This window comes from Desulfosoma sp. (assembly GCF_052743555.1).
Window position 1 is genome coordinate 117,022 of the sequence record NZ_JBRAHS010000004.1, and the last position, 17,019, is coordinate 134,040.

Consider the following 17,019-nt stretch of genomic DNA (forward strand, 5'->3'; position numbering starts at 1 on the left):
GTGACGAAAGCCATGGAGATCCTTCGGGTGGTCCAAGGCATGGATTCATCCCTTCGAACCTACCTTCTCTATAGCCTGGACCCTTTTGGGGGGTGCTCTTCGCATCTACGACTTTCAAAATTTTCCTCCATTTCTTTCCATCCAAGCCTGCCTAAAGCTGCTGGCCCTGGGCCTCATCGCCTACCATCGCCACTTGGCCGGTGTGCCTCGGAATGGTCTCGTGAGTTTTCGCCCCTTGAGCCGTATTGTCCGCCATCGCCACGAAATCCTGGAAGAGGTCCTGCACGATCTTGCCCTGCACGACCCGTTTTCCTGGATCTTCGGCCAGGAACCCTGGGGCACCGTCCAGAGCTTTCTCATGGTCGAAACCAGCCCCTTTGGGCCCGGGGTTCGATTGCGCCTCCGAGAAAACCTGCAGATTGAAGCTGTTCTACACGCCATCTCGGCAGCCGAAACCCATGAAGACCTGCGCCAAGTTAACCGGGAACAAATCAAGAAACTTCACCTCCTTCCCTTCGTGACGCCGGAACTGATGGAACACATTAAAGTCGTCTACCACCGGCGTATGGAAGAAATCAGCCGTGAACTGCTTCACGGCATTCAAAACGCTCTGGCCCGCCTCAGATTCTTCGACGAACTGGACCTCTTTCGTACACGCTTGTCCGAATCCCTCTCCCGGGCCGTTCTGTCCGAAGAGGATCATTCCCTCATTGAAGACCTGCTGGATCACCATCGAAGCCGGCTTCGTGACGAATTTCTCACGAATGTGGCGGAAAAAGTTTACGCACTTAAAGACCGAGAAGCGCTAATGGCTTACTGGAATTCGGTCAAAACGCAACTTTTTCGATTCCGTCACTACGTGGGCAAAGAATACGAAGCCATGATCGCTTCGTACGTCGATACCCAACTGCAGGGTTCCTCGCTCTAGCCCCGTCTTCCCCGACGGTCCCCCATCTTCCTGCCGTTATGGCGGCACAGGAAAGGACTCATCATTTGCATGGGGTCCTCAACGCTTGCGTGCGCGGCCGTCCAGGGCTGATTTCTTCTCGGCCATGCGGCTTACCGGCTCTCAGGTGCAGAAACGTGCTGGGGTTCCTTGATGGGAAGAATAAAATAGATGATGTTACCGTACTTTTTGGGTTCGCACCCCACTTCGCCACCATGGATTTCCACCACGTTTTTGACAAAATGCAAACCGTGGCCGGTGCCTTTTTCTCGACCCACATTGGCAGCGCGAAACCCTTCATCAAAAAGCCTTTGGGCCTCTTCCGTGGAGAGGGGTTGCCCGGTGGTAAAAATGTTGAATTGAACCCCATGCACCCCCTCTCCGAAGTAATTCTTCAGAATCTTGCGATGATACGAAATAAATTTGATCTTCTGCCCCCGCGCATCTTCCACCTCACGCGTGTACTTGACGGCGTTGGAAAAAAGATTGTCAAAGACTTGCGAAATCAGCCCTTTGTCCACGAAAAGCGTCACTTCTTCGTCCGGTATATCCTCCAGCCGATTGTCCACCTGAATGCCCGCCTTGGCCAACACAGGCTTATAGCGCTCCAAAATGGGCTGAATGATCTCCGTTCGAAAATTGCAAGACTGACGCCGCAAAACATACGTGCCTTTTTCAAAATGATCGCGCCGCAACAAGGTTTCCAAAAAAAGGCTGGTGTGCTCGTAATGCTTCTTTAGGGACTGATAATCCTCTTCCATCGCGTCGTTGCGGGTGGCCAAGTGGTGATACAACTCGCATAACTCTCGACAGAGGTTACTGTCCTGAGTCTGCGTGAACATGATGAGATCGCTAAGTTCTTCCTGAATTTTTTTGTAGTCATCAATACTTTTCTTAAGCCGAATCAAGAACAGCTTGTAATATAGATTAGGAGATATAACGTTATGTTCTATATCGGCAACCAGTTGATTGATAAACTTGATGTGTTGAATATTTTGTTGAAGCAGAAGTTTTTGATGGAGATTATACCCGATGCGGTTGCTGAATTTTTCCAGAAAAAAAAGACTTTTTTCATCGACCAGTTCTTTGGGGTAGATTTCAAAGAGTCCCAGAATGGGGCTCTGGCTGGCAAAGGGAAGCCACTGGGTCAGCGCGACGTTGCCTCGTATGGGAAGAATATAGGAATGGGCTGTTTCCGTAATTTTTTCGGACAGCACCGGCAGAGTTTGGGACGCATCGTGGGCGCGCACCACACCGTCCGTGCTGGTACAGACCTGTTCCGGCCGACCCGTCTTATGGTCCAGGACGTAGAGACGGCTCTCGAGGCCAAAGAACTCTTTAGGCACCGTGACGCAGATGAGGTAGAGGTTTTCCAGGCTGGTGTATTCTTGGGCCAGGTCAAAAAAGGTGGCAAAGGCCTCTTCCTGAAGCCGTTCAAAGTTGTAGCGCTCATAGGCCGCCTTTTTTTCGCGAACCCGAGCCGCCATGTGCTCAAGGGCTTCCCTGTCCATTGTTTTTGCCGCTCCCTTTTTGTGCCGCCGCCGTTGGTCAGGGCAAAGGAAATTCCAGCTCCGATTTGAGATCTCTTTCCATAAGGTCCCAAACGGCCTGGCGGGGATCTTTGTTTTCATGGAGAATCTTGTACATCTGCTCGCAGATGGGCATGTCCACATTCATCTTCTTGGCCAATTCATAGACGGAGGTGCACGTGCGAACCCCTTCGGCCACCATTCTCATATCGGCCAGAATCTCTTGCAGCCTTTCGCCGCGCCCAAGGCGAAAACCGACGGTGCGATTACGGCTCAAATCTCCGGTGCAGGTCAGCAAAAGGTCACCAATACCTGAAAGCCCGGCAAAAGTCAGGGGATGGGCTCCCAAGCGCACACCCAATCGGGTGATTTCCGCAAGGCCTCGGGTGATGAGGGCCGCTCGTGTGTTGAGGCCGTAGCCCAGGCCGTCGCAGACGCCCGCCGCAATGGCGATCACGTTTTTCAAAGCTCCCGCCAGTTCTACGCCCACCTTGTCCGGGCTCGTGTACACTCGAAAATAGGGTGTATGAAAAACTTGCTGCACCTCGCGAGCTGTGTCCAGATCTTCGGCGGCCACGGTGACCGCCGTCGGCGTCCTTTGCATCACTTCTCGCGCAAAGGAAGGCCCGGCCAAGGCGACCACACGAACACCCAAGGATTCGGGCAGAATGTCTCTCCAGATTCCGGACATGGTGAGCAAGGTTTGATTTTCGATGCCTTTGGTGGCGGAAACAATGACGGCGTTTTTTTGAAGGTGAGGGACCATTTGAAGGGCCACTGAGCGGTAGACGTGGGAAGGCACCACCATCACCAGCAGGCGCCGATTTCCCACCACCTCCTCGATGTTCGCTGACGGCGTGATTCGTTCGCTTAGAGAAAAACCTGGAAGGTAGAGTGTATTTTCCCTTGTCTTTTGAATAATTTCGCACAACTCCTTTTCAAAGACCCATAAAGAAACCGGGAAGCTCTTTTCCGCAAGAAGATGCGCCAGAGTGGTCCCCCAGCTGCCGGCACCGATCACACCAATGCTTTCCTGTGCGTGCCTCACTGACCCGATTCCTCCTCATCCGATTCCGCCACCACAGCCACGTCGACAATCTCTTCCGCGGCGTCCAGATCCATGAGCTTGACGCCTTGCGTGGATCGTCCCATTTCGCGAATGTCTTGCACTTTGAGACGAATGAGTCGCCCTGTATTGGTGATCAGAAGCACTTCATCGTCATGGCGAACCTGGCGAAAAGCCACCACTTCTCCGTTCTTTTCCGTGATGCGCAAGTTCAGAACGCCTTGGCCGCCACGGCCTTGAACCCGGTACTCCGAAGATGCGGTTCTTTTGCCGAATCCCTTCCGAGTCACCACCAACATGGACGAGCCTTCCTCAATGGTGTCCATCCCCACAAGCGTGCTGCCCGCCAGCTCCATGGCCTTGACGCCTCGAGCTTCCCTGCCCATGGGGCGCACGGTCTCTTCGCGGATGCGAATGCACTTGCCCGCTCGCGTCATGAAAAACAAGTCCTTGGAGCCGTCGGTCATACAGGCCGCAATGAGTTCATCGCCTTCATCGATGCCGATGGCCCGAATGCCCGTGCTGCGCGGATTGCCAAAGGCTCTCAGCTCCGTTTTCTTGACCACGCCGTTTTTCGTGGCCATGACCACAAAACCATCTTGGTCGAAATCTTTCACCGGCATCACCGTGGCAACCTTTTCCCCGTCTTGCAAAGGCAGCAGGTTCACGATGGCTTTGCCCATGGAGGCTGGGCCCACTTCGGGAATGGCATAGACCTTGATCCAATAGACGCGGCCCTGGGATGTGAACACCAACAGGTAGTCGTGGGTGGATGCCGTGAAAAGGGCCCGCACAAAGTCTTGTTCTCGAATACTCATGCCGGTTCGTCCCTTGCCGCCCCGCCTTTGACTGCGATAGGTGTCCACGGGTGTCCTTTTCACGTAGCCCGCATGGGAAATGGTCACCACCACCTCTTTGTCGTCGATGAGGTCTTCCAAGGAAACATCGCGGCTCTCGGAAAGGATCACTGTGCGTCGCGCGTCGCCGTAAGTTTCGATGATCTCCTGAAGTTCCTGATGGATCAGTTCATCCACCAAGGCCGGAGACGCCAAAATGGCTCGATAGCGTTCGATGGCTTCTAAAAGCTCTTCGTATTCACTGAGAATCTTTTCCCTTTCCAGAGCCGTGAGCCGCTGCAGCCGCATGTCCAGAATAGCCTGCGCCTGCACCTCGCTCAGCTCCAGAAAATGCATCAACCTTTCCTTGGCCACCGCCGGGTTGGGCGCGGTGCGAATCCATTGAATGACATCATCCAGGTGTTCCAGGGCCTTTTTCAGGCCTTCCAGAATGTGGGCCCTTTTTTCGGCCTGCTGCAATTCGTAGCGCGTGCGCCGCTCCACCACCTGGCGGCGAAAGTCCAAAAAATGCTGTAAAAGGGCTTTGAAGTCCAGGAGTTCCGGCCGGTTATTGACCACCGCCAACAGGGTGACACCAAAAGTCGTTTCCACGGCCGTGAATTTGTAAAGCTGGTTTTCGACCACCTGAGGGTTTTCTCCGGCCTTAAGCGACAGCACGATGCGCATCCCTTCCCGGCTGGATTCGTCACGAATGTCCTGAATCCCTTGAATTCTTTTTTCCTTCACCAATTCGGCGATTCGCTCCAGAAGCCTGGCCTTGTTGACCTGAAAGGGCAGCTCCGTGATGAGGATCTGACGGCGCTTTGCTGTCTCTTCGATTTCCACGCGGCCCCGCACGCGGATGAGCCCTCGACCCGTGGCATAGGCTTCCTGAATCCCATCCGTACCCACAATGAAGCCGCCCGTGGGGAAATCGGGCCCAGGAATGTAACGCATGAGTTCCCTGAGGCTGATTTCCGGATTTCGCAGAAGCCATTGAAGGCCCAGGCATAGTTCTTTGATGTTGTGGGGTGGAATGTTGGTGGCCATGCCCACGGCAATGCCGGAAGCCCCGTTCAACAGCAGGTTGGGCACTCGAGTCGGAAGAACGGAGGGTTCCTTGAGGGAGTTGTCATAGTTGGGCACAAAATCCACGGTTTCTTTTTCAATGTCTTGCAGAAACTCGTGGGCCAGCCGCGCCATGCGGATTTCCGTGTAACGCATGGCCGCCGGGGGGTCGCCGTCAATGGAACCGAAGTTGCCTTGTCCGTCCACCAAGGGATAACGCATGGAAAAGTCCTGAGCCATGCGCACGATGGTGTCATAGACGGCGGCATCGCCGTGAGGGTGATACTTACCGATGACATCCCCCACGATACGGGCGGACTTTTTGTACGCTTTGTTATAATCGTTTTTCAGTTCATACATGGCGTAAAGCACGCGCCGATGCACGGGCTTTAGGCCGTCACGCACATCGGGCAATGCCCGCCCGATAATGACGCTCATGGCGTAGTCGAGGTACGAGAGCTTGATTTCATCCTCAATATTGACAGTGGGTAAACTCATGAAAACCCTCTTTTCCCATCCTTGGCGCCTCGTCTGACCAGGCCCCTACAAGCTTGTCCTGGTCCCACAAGGGTTTGGCCGCATCCTCTCGGCTTGAGGCTGTAGGGGCGCCGCACGGCGCAATAGGGAATCGCGGCTTGCGCCGCTCCTACTGAAGGTGTTCTCGGACAAGCCCGAGGCCTTACCCTGTGGAAGCACCGTGACCCGAAGTGAAATACTTAAAGGCCTGGCTGCAACCTTTCAATGCCATCAGTGATCAAATGTCCAGTTCTCGAAAGTCCAAGGCATTCACCTGGATGAATTCCCGACGCGGCTCCACACGATCCCCCATGAGGGTCGTGAACAGTTCGTCGGCCATGTACTCATCGTCAATGCGCACGCGAAGCAGGGTGCGGGTCTCGGGGTTCATGGTCGTTTCCCAAAGCTGTTCAGGGTTCATTTCCCCCAGACCTTTGTAGCGCTGCACGGTGAGGCCCTTGGTCGCTTCGTTTTTGAGATATTGAAAGAGCGTCTCCGCGTCCTGTACGGCCATTTCGGCACCGGTACTCACCACTCGATAGGGCCGCTGATCCAACACGGCCAGTTCTTTGGAAAGCTCCAAGAGCTTTCGAAACTCCACAGATTTCAAAAACCCGTAACTCAACCGAAACTTTTCCTGACCATTGGTGGGCTGCCAAATCTCCACGTCATAGCCCCGATGTTCCTCTTCCATCTCAATCTGGGAGACGGCGTAGCCGGAGGCCTTCAGGGCTTCCCGCAGCCTCTCCATGCTGGAATGGTCTTCCGGAACAAAATCTTCGCAAGCCAAAACGCGGGCAAGAAATCGCAGCAGCTCGCGGCGAATCCCCTTGCGTGTCAGCCGCTCCACCCAGTCTTCATACTGTGCATAGGTCTTTCGAAGTTTGACGAGCTCATCCGCGCGCAGGGGCTCCTCCCGCTGGCCCAAATACACCTGGTGTTTTTCCGCCGCACGGGCCATCAAGAAGGCTTCCAGTTCCACGTCGTCTTTCAAGTAGAGCTCCTTCTTGCCCACGGCGACGCGGTACAGGGGTGGTTGAGCGATGTAGAGGTGGCCTCGCTCGATGAGGTCCGGCATCATGCGGAAAAAGAAGGTAAGCAACAACGTGCGAATGTGAGCGCCGTCCACATCGGCGTCGGTCATGATGATAATCTTGTGGTAACGCAGCCTTGCCGGATCGAATTCATCCCGGCCGATACCGGTTCCCAGGGCCGAAATCATGGTGCGGATCTCCTGGTTTTCCAGCATCTTGTCAAACCGGGCTTTTTCCACGTTGAGAATCTTGCCGCGCAAGGGAAGCACCGCTTGAAACCGTCGATCGCGGCCCTGCTTTGCCGAGCCTCCGGCGGAATCCCCCTCCACGATGAAAATCTCACTCTTTTCCGGGTCCCTTTCCTGACAGTCGGCCAACTTTCCCGGAAGCGAATGATCGCTAAGAACGCCCTTGCGCCGAGTCAGCTCCTTGGCCCTTCGAGCCGCTTCCCGGGCGCGCATGGCCTCCAGCACCTTGTCCAAAATCGCCCGAATAATCCTGGGGTTTTCCTCAAAGCAGGCACTCAGCTTTTCGTAGGTCAGGGTTTCCACCGTGCCTTTGATATCACTGTTGCCCAGCTTAGTTTTGGTCTGGCCTTCAAACTGCGGGTCTCGAAGCTTGACACTCACCACCGCCGAAAGCCCTTCTCGAACGTCATCGCCCGTTAGGCGCTCCACATCCGCCTTGGGCACCTTATTTTGCACGGCGTACTGCTTGATGCTGCGGGTCAGACCCGCCTTGAATCCCACAAGGTGAGAGCCGCCTTCCCGGGTGTTAATATTGTTGGCAAAGGTGAAGATTTTTTCATTGTAGGTGCGGTTGTACTGCAGAGCAATTTCAATGATCACGTCCTGGCGCTTGCCCTCAATGAAGACCACCTCCGGGTGCAAGGGCTCCTTGTTGCGGTTCAGATACTCCACAAACTGAATGAGACCGCCCTCGTAGTGGAATTTTTTTTCCTTGGACGTGCGCTCATCCATGAGATCGATGCGAAGTCCCTTGTTGAGAAAGGCCAACTCCCGCATTCTTTGGGAAAGAATGTCAAAGCTCAGATCTGTATCGGTGAAAATTTCCGGATCGGGCTTGAAGGTCACCCTCGTGCCCCGACGGCGCGTCTCCCCGATCTGTTCCAAAGGGGTCTTGGTCTGACCTCGTTCATAGCGCTGAAAATAGACACGTCCTCCCCGGCGGATCTCCACTTCCAGGAATTCACTGAGGGCGTTGACCACGGAAACCCCTACCCCATGAAGGCCTCCGGAAACCTTGTAGACCGCATCATCGAATTTGCCTCCCGCATGCAACCGGGTCATGACCACTTCCACCGCAGGCAAGCCTTCCTTTTCGTGAATGTCCACAGGAATGCCCCGCCCGTTGTCTTCCACCGTCACACTGCCATCCAGATGCACCGTCACCTGAATGTGATCGCAATAGCCGGCCAAGGCTTCGTCAATGCTGTTGTCCACCACCTCGTAGACCAACTGATGAAGGCCTTCCGTCGAAACATTACCGATGTACATGGAAGGGCGCTTGCGCACAGGCTCCAACCCTTCCAACACCGTGATGCGGTCTCCCGTGTAGTCTTCGGCCACTGCGCCATCCATCGTGTTCTGAGGCACGTCCACCAGCCACCGATCCGAATTCTGCTCCATAGCGAGCCTCTTCCTCACCGCGTCAAATGTCCTTTGAGCCCAAGCCGCCCTTGTGGCCTTTCGGGCTTAAAGGCAAAAGTTTAAAACATTTTTTTATACTCTTTTTTGGTTCCCGTTGCAATGAAAGGTTGGCTTAAGGAAAAGAAATTCTTGGTGGAATTCTAAATTGTTAGAAAATCTTGACCCCCAGGGTGTTTGTTCCGTAAAAGCTTCAGGATGAGTTATGAATTGGCGACCTCATGGCGCCTTGCGGCGCTTCAACAGCCTCAAGCTGAAAGGACGCGGCAGATCAATGTCGGAGACCCTCTTAGACCATGATGGGCATAATGAGGGCGAAAATTCCTGGATCGTCCCGGTCTCGAAAGATGCCTCCGTGGTATTCGTCCACCCATTCCAAGCGCACCATAGGTCCTGTGAAACTTTGCACCACATCCAAGACGTAACGAATGTTAAAGGCAATGGAGAAGTTTTCTCCGGCGTACTCCACAGGAATCTCTTCATGAGCCGTCCCATATTCTTCGCTCCCGGCATCCAAACCCAGCCGGTCCTGTGAAATTATGAAGCGGACATGATTGGATGAGGCATCACTGACGACGGCCATCCGGCGCAAAGCGGCTTGCAGTTCGGCCCGAGGCACTTCCAGGGACCCCACCACAGCCCTGGGAATGATCACTTCATATTTGGGAAACGTCTCTTCCAGAAGAAGCACCATAAGGTGCGTGTCCGGTGTCCGGATAATGAGGCGGTTTTCATGGAGCGCGCCGAGAGCGGTGTCCGTTTTTTCCAGAAGCCGAATAATTTCCTGAACCCCCTTGCGAGGCACCACCACTCCGTGAACGTCTGCGAAGAAGGCCTTTGAGGGAAAGGGAACCTCGTTCATGGCGAGCCGATGCCCGTCGGAACTGACCACACGCAGGCGGTCCTCCGCCACGGGATGCCAAAACATGCCCGAAACACTGATGGCATCCTCGTCCTCAGGAACCGCATACAAGGTGCTTTCCAAACCTCGACGCAGGCTTTCTACATTCAAGGGGCACGTCTGCTCCGGCGTGATGGTTTCAAAATAGGGAAAGTCCGCCGCAGGGATCGTGGCCAAAGTATAATTTACCGCGCCCGCCGTCACGCTCAAACGTTCATTCTCCAGCAGCTCACAGTGCAGCACATCGTGACGGACTTCTTTGACACTTTCCAGTAACTTTCGTGCAGAAACCGTGGTCTGCCCGGGACATTCCACCTGCGCTGCAATGTTGGTGCGCACGCTCAAACTCAGATCCGTGGCGGAAAGAGAAAACCGGTTGGTGTCCGTAGCTTCCAGCAAAACGTGGGACAACACCTGCATGCTGGCGCGTCTTTGTTCCGCAATACCGACCACCTTCTGCAAGGCTGCCTGCAGTATGTCCCGCTTCACCGTCCACTTCATGGCCATCACTCACAACGGTTATTGGTTTTGTGTTTATTAGGCTTTCTAAAAAACGTCACGACAATAATCAAGCCTTGTGCAATTGTCAAAAAGATCCCTAAGGCCTTGACGCTCTTTAAAAAACTTCTACACAGGTTTTCGAATTTTTGCGGTGCTCTTTGCACGTCCTTCCATGGCCTTTGGCACATCATGCAGAATTTTGAACAGTTTTTCGACCATGCCCGCGCTTTTTTCCACACCCTTTCTTCCGATCCCTGAACCAGTGCCTTCGAAGGCCAAATGACCTGTAGGCCAAGACTTCTCATGACTTTTCCGCTTGACAACCGTTCTCGGGTTCAGTACCGTGCCGTGGAATGTGAAAAATAGTTCTTATGGTGAAGACCATTCCCCCTACTCGTTCTTCTCTTAGCCTGAATTCGAATAGGCCCATTGCCGGAGCCGTGTCAACAGGGATGTTTCCTGTGTGGCCCGTGATGAAAGGGGGGCTCCTGGATGGGCGCGCAAGCCTGCGAGGGCAAGCCCAATATTAAAATTTTAACGCCCAACTGTAGGAGGTAGCTATGCCGTACGATCCGACCAAAATGGCAGATTGGCAGATTTCCGAAGCAGCGGAAAAGAACATGCCCACACCGGACCAATGGCGGGAAAAGCTGGGCTTGCAAAAAGACGAGGTGATTCCCGTTGGGCGGCTGTGCCGGCTTAACTTCATGAAGATCATGGAACGACTCAAAGACAGGCCGGACGGCAAGTACATCGAGGTTACGGCCATCACCCCCACACCCTTGGGGGAAGGCAAGAGCACCACTTCCATAGGTCTCATGGAGGGCCTGGGAAAGCGCGGTAAGAATGTGGGCGGTTGTCTGCGGCAACCCTCCGGCGGTCCCACCATGAACATCAAAGGAACAGCGGCCGGCGGCGGCAATGCGTTGCTCATTCCCATGACGGAATTTTCCATGGGTCTGACGGGCGACATCAACAACATCATGAATGCCCATAATCTGGCCATGGTGGCGTTGACAGCGCGCATGCAGCATGAGCGCAACTACACCGATGAGCAGTTGCAGCGGCTGACCCGCATGCGCCGATTGGACATCGACCCCACGCGCGTGGAAATGGGCTGGGTCATTGACTTTTGTGCCCAGTCGCTGCGCAACATCGTCATTGGTCTGGGCGGCCGCTATGACGGCTACACCATGCAGTCCAAGTTTGGGATTGCCGTGAGTTCGGAAATCATGGCCATTTTGTCCATTGTGAGGGACTTGGCCGACCTGCGCGACAAAATGAGCAAGATCACGGTGGCCTTTGACAAGCGCGGCAATCCGGTGACCACCGGCGATTTGGAAGTGGCCGGGGCCATGACGGCCTTCATGGTGGAATCCATCAACCCGACCCTGTGCAGCACAGCCGAGTACCAGCCGTGTATGGTGCACGCCGGTCCCTTCGCCAACATTGCTGTGGGCCAATCCTCCATCATCGGGGACCGCGTGGGCTTGAAGCTTTTCGACTACCATGTGACGGAAAGCGGGTTCGCTGCGGATATCGGCTTTGAAAAGTTCTGGAACGTCAAGTGTCGTTTCAGCGGGTTGAAGCCGCATGTGTCCGTCTTGACCACGACCGTGCGCGCGTTGAAGATGCATGGGGGCGGCCCGAAGGTCGTGGCAGGGCTTCCGCTGCCCGAAGAGTACACCAAGGAAAACGTGGCCTTGGTGGAAAAGGGCGTTGCCAATATGGTGCACCACATCAACACCATTCGCAAATCGGGCATGAATCCTGTGGTGTGCATCAATGCCTTCCACACCGACACCAAAGACGAGATCGCTGTCGTGCGCAAAGCGGCGGAAGCGGCTGGTGCGCGCTGCGCGCTTTCCGAGCATTGGCTCAAGGGTGGCGAAGGTGCCTTGGAACTGGCCGATGCGGTCATCGAAGCCTGCGAACAACCCAGTGAGTTCAAGTTCCTCTATCCGCTGGAGATGAAGCTGCGTGACCGTGTGGAACTGATCGCCAAGGAGGTGTACGGCGCCGACGGTGTGGCTTGGCAGCCGGAAGCGGAAGCCAAGGCCAAGATGTTGGAAGCTGATCCCAAGTATGCCGACTATGCCACCATGATGGTGAAGACCCACCTGAGCCTCTCCCACGATCCGAGCCTCAAGGGGGTGCCCAAGGGCTGGATCCTGCCGATCCGCGACGTTTTGATCTACTCTGGCGCCAAGTTCCTCTGCCCGTGCGCCGGCACCATCAGCCTTATGCCTGGAACCTCGTCCGATCCGGCTTTCCGCCGTATTGACGTAGACGTCAAGACGGGCAAAGTAATGGGCTTGTTCTAAACCAGGTGAATAGGCGCAGCGGGGGGTTGGAAAGCCCCCCGCTGTCCTTTTTACAGCGTCAAAGGAGAACACCATGTCGGCAAAATTGATTAAAGGGGCGGAAGTCGCCAAACAGATTCGAGAGGAATTGGCCCAGGAGGTTAAACACATCAAGGAAAAATACGGGGTCGAACCCGGCCTTGTGACCATTTTGGTGGGGGAAAACCCGGCATCCCAGAGCTATGTCCGGGCCAAGCAGAAAGCCGCCCATGAACTGGGTTTCTATTCCGTGCAGGATAATCAGCCGGCGGATATTTCCGAAGACAACCTCTTGGCCCTAATCGACAAATACAACAAGGACCCCAAGATTGACGGCATTTTGGTCCAGTTGCCTTTGCCCAAGCACATCAATGAAAACAAGGTGCTCTACGCCATCGATCCGGGCAAGGATGTGGATGCCTTTCATCCCTTTAACGTAGGCAAGCTCATGATCGGCCAGCCGGATTATCTGCCCTGCACACCCGCAGGCATTCAAGAACTCTTGATCCGCTCGGGCACGGAAACCTCTGGGGCTGAAGTGGTGGTGGTGGGCCGCTCCAACATCGTGGGTAAGCCCATTGCGGTCATGCTGATGCAAAAGGGCAAAGGCGCCAACGCCACCGTCACGGTCTGCCATACGCGCACCAAGGATGTGCAATTCCACACAAAGCGAGCCGACATTCTCATTGTGGCCGCCGGTGTCACGGAATACGTCAAAGGCGATTGGATCAAACCCGGTGCTGTGGTCATAGATGTGGGTGTCAACGAAGTGGGACAGACCCCCGACGGCAAGAGAATCCTCAAAGGCGATGTGGCGTTTGATGAAGCCAAAGAGGTCGCCAGCGCCATCACGCCGGTTCCTGGTGGTGTGGGCCCCATGACCATTACCATGCTCATGAAGAATACAGTGAGGGCCTGTAAAGTGCATCACAACATCAAGGACTAGGAGCTCGGAGAAGGCCTTTCGCCCTTTCTCGGGCTACCCATTTCATCGGCTAAAGGGGTCGACCGAATAAAATCGGCGTTCTCGAGCGAGCTCTGGAAGCCTGTTCGAAAACACCTTCGGGAGGAGCAGCGCGAGCTGCGACTCCTTATCGAGCCGTGCGGCGCTCCTACAGAATGAAAGGCACGCCCTCGAAAAGCCATTCTCGGGCAAGCTTCAAGGGCACAATCACCGTAGATCCAAAAGAAAGGGGCGATGCATGGCGCATCGCCCCTTTTTCTTTGGTGGGATCAGCTTGCCCAGGAATGTTGGAAAAAGCCGGCTGCTTAATCCTTCAGCGGGCTAGGACCCAGAGCGCGAACCTTTTCCACCATGTCCTTGGCGGCGTCCACAAATCCTTGGCCTTTGCCCGCCATCATGTGAAACAGCGCCACACGGTCGGCTTCCACCCCGAGCGCCCCCAGCAATTCCTGGACATATTTGACCTTCTTCTGTGCCTTTTTCACACCGTGTTTGTATTGGCAACTGTCGATCTGGCAGCCGGCCACATACACGCCGTCGGCGCCCGCTTCCAAGGCTTTCAACAGGTGCAGACTGTCCAGGCGACCCGTACACGGCAATTGAATCACCTTGACGTTTTCCGGAAGGTTCAACCCCATCTTCTCGGAAACCTGTGCGGCCGACGAGGCGCAATTGGCGCAGCAGTAAGCGATGATTTGCGGTTCAAAGGTGCTCATTGGACCACTCCTTCTCTCGAGTCTCTTTGAGCCGTGCCATAGGCCTCATTGCACGGCGGATCGCAGTAGGCTTTGGGCCATGGCGGCGATGTGGTCATCACTCAGCCGTCGATAGGAAATGGCCTTGCCGGGGCATTCACTCACGCACATGCCGCATCCCTGGCACAATCCCGGGTCGATAAACGCATGGCCTTGCTGGCTGTCGATAAAGGGGATGTGGAACGGGCAGGTGCGCACGCACGTGAGGCATACGGCACACTTGTCGGGGTCCACCTCCGCCACAGCACCGCCCACGAGCATGACATCTTGGCTGAGAAGACGCATGGCACGGCCCGCTACGGCCCACCCTTCAGCCAGGCTCTCTTCCACCGGTTTTGGAGCCAGCGCCAGACCAGCAAAGAAGACGCCCTCGGTTTCGCCATCCACGGGACGCATCTTGGCGGGAGATTCGGCAAAAAAGCCGTCTTCGTCCAACGAGACTTTGTAATAGGCGGCCAAATCCGTCACCTGGGCAGGAAGAATGGCCGTCTGCAAAGAAATGAAGTCCGGCGTCAAGGCAAGAGGACGGCCCAGAATGGGATCCGTGACCACCACCTTTAAACGGCCGTTTTCCACGGAGACTTCGGGCTTGGAATCCAGATCGTATCGAATAAAGACGACGCCTTTTTCTCGAGCTTCCTTATAGATGCGTTCTCTTTCGCCAAAGGTGCGCATCTCTCGGTACAGCACGAACACATCCATGTCCGGGTTCATGGCTTTTAAATCGATGGCGGAACGTACCGCAAACGTGCAGCACAATCGGCTGCAATACGGACGCTGAGGTTCTCGACTGCCCACGCACTGAATGAAGACGCCGCACTGTGCGGAACGAAAGGCGTTGGGATCGTCGATCATTTTCTTGGTGAAATCGCTCCAGCGATAAACCTCCGGATGTTGACCGTAAGCGTATTCCTGAGGCTTCAAGGAATGGGCTCCCGTGGCCAGCACCACGACGCCGTGTTCCACTTCTTTCTTTTGGCCCCCCTGAAGCACCGTACTGATGTAATTGCCTGCAAAGCCTCGAGCCCCCACCACTTCAGCCGAGGTCATGACCGTGATCTTGGGGTTTTGCGTGACCTTGTCGATGGTGCTTTTAAGGAGATCTTGGACCGATTCCCCTTTCCAGGCGGAGCGCACCTTGTGGGCGTGCCCTCCTAGCCGATCTTTCTTTTCCACCAGAGTCACGGGCACGTCCAGTTCGGCGAAAGCCAAGGCCGCTTGCATTCCGGCCAAGCCACCGCCGATGACCAAAGCGGACTTCTTGACGGGAACTTTCGCGTAGGTCAAAGGCTCCAGCATGCGGGCCTTGAGCACGGCCGTGCGGAAAAGATTTTGCAAACGGGGCAATTCCACCGGTGTGGTTCCCAAGGTGCGCAGGTCCACGAATTCGTAAAGGCTGGGATTCAAGCCCGCCTCTTTCATGGCGCTTTCAATGAGTTCCTGGTGCATGATGGGTGTGCAGCTGGCATAGACGAGGCGGTTGACAGCCCCCGTCTTCATGCGCTCGGCAAGTCGACCCAAGGAGCTGCCGTCGTGAAGATCCAGCCGCTCCACAAAGGAGACTCCGGGAAGGCCCTTGATAAAGTCCGCTAAAGGATTCAATAAGGCTTCAAACTCTGGCAGCTTGGACGGACAGAGGCTCAGCACCACACCGACAGCGGGAGTCTCCCCGCTCACATCGCGAAACGACGCACCAGCCCCGTTTCCGGATACGCCTTTGACCATGGCCGCCACTTTACCCACCGAGGCGGCCGCTTCCACGACACTTTGATGGACGTCTCGAGGCCCTGCCGCACCGCCGCAAACGAAAACTCCGGGCACGTTGGTTTCACAAGGCTTGAAGGTCTCCGAAGCCACATAGTGATCCTCTGAAAGGACCACGCCCAACATCTCAGCCAGTTGTTGCAGTTCGGCGGAAGGCCTGAGGCCCACGGAAAGCACGACCAAGTCAAAGGTTTCAGCCTGCTTGGTCCCGTTTTCATCCACATATTCCAGAACCAGATCTTCGGTTCCAGCCGCCTTTTCAATGCTGTGAATACGGCTGCGCACCAGGCGCACACCCTTTTCCTTGGCCTGGTCGAAATACCTTTCGTACCCTTTGCCATGGGTGCGCATGTCCATGTAGAAGATGGTGGTTTCGGCTTCAGGCAGCGCGTCCTTAAGCTGCACGGCTTCCTTCAAGGCATACATGCAGCAAACGGCAGAGCAGTAAGGGGCGTCGCATTTGTTGATCTCACGGGATCCCACACACTGGAGCCATGCCACCTTTTTGGGCGGCTGGCCGTCGGACGGCCGTTTGGGCACGCCCTGAAAGGGGCCCACGGGTTTTTGAAGCCATTCCAACTCAATGCTGGTCACAACGTTTTCAAAAGCTGCGTAGGCGTAAGTGTCGTAGGCCTGTGGAGAAAAAGGTTCCACACCCAAGGCCAAAATGACAGCCTGGGCGTCCACAGAAGTCTCACCCGCCGGCCCCGCGATAACGGCCTGAAAAGCTCCCGCTGAGCCGAAAATTCGAACCACGCTGGATTCGGTCCAGGCGCGAATATTGGGATGCAATTTGCAAAGGGTCGCCCGGTTGGCAGCCTTGCAACAACTGCACAGAGGATAAAGCCGATGGAGCTTGGCGACCGTTCCACCCAGTTCGCTTTCCTTTTCCACCAGGTCCACATGATAGCCTTGGGCCGCCAAATCCAATGCGGCGTTCATCCCAGCGACACCCCCTCCAACGACTAAGACATTGCCTTTGTTCTTCTTTTCCTGTGATTGCGTCATAGGATTCCCTCAACTCTTTGATGGCTCAACGGACAAAAAAGCAGCCCCACTTCGTGGCGGCAAACCCCTGCGAGGCCCATCACCTTGAAACGGCTTTTGAGGAAAAGGCTCTTGTACCGGCC

Annotated in this window: 10 protein-coding genes; 3 read left to right on the plus strand and 7 right to left on the minus strand. The window is 55.3% G+C overall.

Features of this window, described 5'->3' with window-relative positions; translation table 11 throughout:
- Positions 1–85 precede the first annotated feature (85 nt).
- Positions 86–928, plus strand: coding sequence for a hypothetical protein (locus tag ACUVSA_RS03870; protein WP_445893855.1), 843 nt, complete (start codon positions 86–88; stop codon positions 926–928).
- Positions 929–1,059: 131 nt separating this feature from the next.
- Here the strand turns inward: ACUVSA_RS03870 and ACUVSA_RS03875 are convergent, their stop codons facing one another.
- From ACUVSA_RS03875 to dnaN, 5 genes are all read right to left on the minus strand, one after another.
- A complete protein-coding gene (locus ACUVSA_RS03875; protein WP_445893856.1) occupies positions 1,060–2,457 on the minus strand; it encodes a sensor histidine kinase in 1,398 nt (465 codons plus the stop codon).
- Between the two features lie 37 nt (positions 2,458–2,494).
- Positions 2,495–3,523 carry an NAD(P)H-dependent glycerol-3-phosphate dehydrogenase gene (locus ACUVSA_RS03880; protein ID WP_445893857.1) on the minus strand — a complete coding sequence of 343 codons (1,029 nt, stop codon included), beginning with the start codon at positions 3,521–3,523 and terminating at the stop codon, positions 2,495–2,497.
- Positions 3,520–5,943 carry a DNA gyrase subunit A gene (gyrA, locus tag ACUVSA_RS03885; protein ID WP_445893858.1) on the minus strand — a complete coding sequence of 808 codons (2,424 nt, stop codon included), beginning with the start codon at positions 5,941–5,943 and terminating at the stop codon, positions 3,520–3,522. The genes ACUVSA_RS03880 and gyrA overlap by 4 nt, the downstream gene beginning before the upstream one ends.
- A gap of 256 nt (positions 5,944–6,199) precedes the next feature.
- Entirely contained in the window at positions 6,200–8,644 is a 2,445-nt protein-coding gene (gene gyrB, locus ACUVSA_RS03890; RefSeq protein WP_445893859.1) for a DNA topoisomerase (ATP-hydrolyzing) subunit B, read from the minus strand.
- A 307-nt stretch (positions 8,645–8,951) separates the two neighbouring features.
- Complete coding sequence (gene dnaN, locus ACUVSA_RS03895) at positions 8,952–10,064, minus strand: DNA polymerase III subunit beta (RefSeq protein WP_445893860.1); 1,113 nt, start codon at positions 10,062–10,064, stop codon at positions 8,952–8,954.
- A gap of 560 nt (positions 10,065–10,624) precedes the next feature.
- Here dnaN and ACUVSA_RS03900 point away from each other — a divergent pair.
- Positions 10,625–12,388, plus strand: coding sequence for a formate--tetrahydrofolate ligase (locus tag ACUVSA_RS03900; protein ID WP_445893861.1), 1,764 nt, complete (start codon positions 10,625–10,627; stop codon positions 12,386–12,388).
- 73 nt (positions 12,389–12,461) lie between these two features.
- Positions 12,462–13,352 (plus strand): bifunctional 5,10-methylenetetrahydrofolate dehydrogenase/5,10-methenyltetrahydrofolate cyclohydrolase, encoded by an 891-nt coding sequence (locus tag ACUVSA_RS03905; RefSeq protein WP_445892544.1) that lies wholly within the window; start codon positions 12,462–12,464, stop codon positions 13,350–13,352.
- Positions 13,353–13,675: 323 nt separating this feature from the next.
- On the opposite strand, the gene ACUVSA_RS03910 is transcribed toward ACUVSA_RS03905, so the two are convergent.
- Together ACUVSA_RS03910 and ACUVSA_RS03915 are read right to left on the minus strand one after the other, a co-directional pair.
- Positions 13,676–14,086 carry a hydrogenase iron-sulfur subunit gene (locus ACUVSA_RS03910; RefSeq protein ID WP_445893862.1) on the minus strand — a complete coding sequence of 137 codons (411 nt, stop codon included), beginning with the start codon at positions 14,084–14,086 and terminating at the stop codon, positions 13,676–13,678.
- Positions 14,087–14,131: 45 nt separating this feature from the next.
- Positions 14,132–16,831 (minus strand): FAD-dependent oxidoreductase, encoded by a 2,700-nt coding sequence (locus ACUVSA_RS03915; protein ID WP_445893863.1) that lies wholly within the window; start codon positions 16,829–16,831, stop codon positions 14,132–14,134.
- Positions 16,832–17,019: the final 188 nt, after the last annotated feature.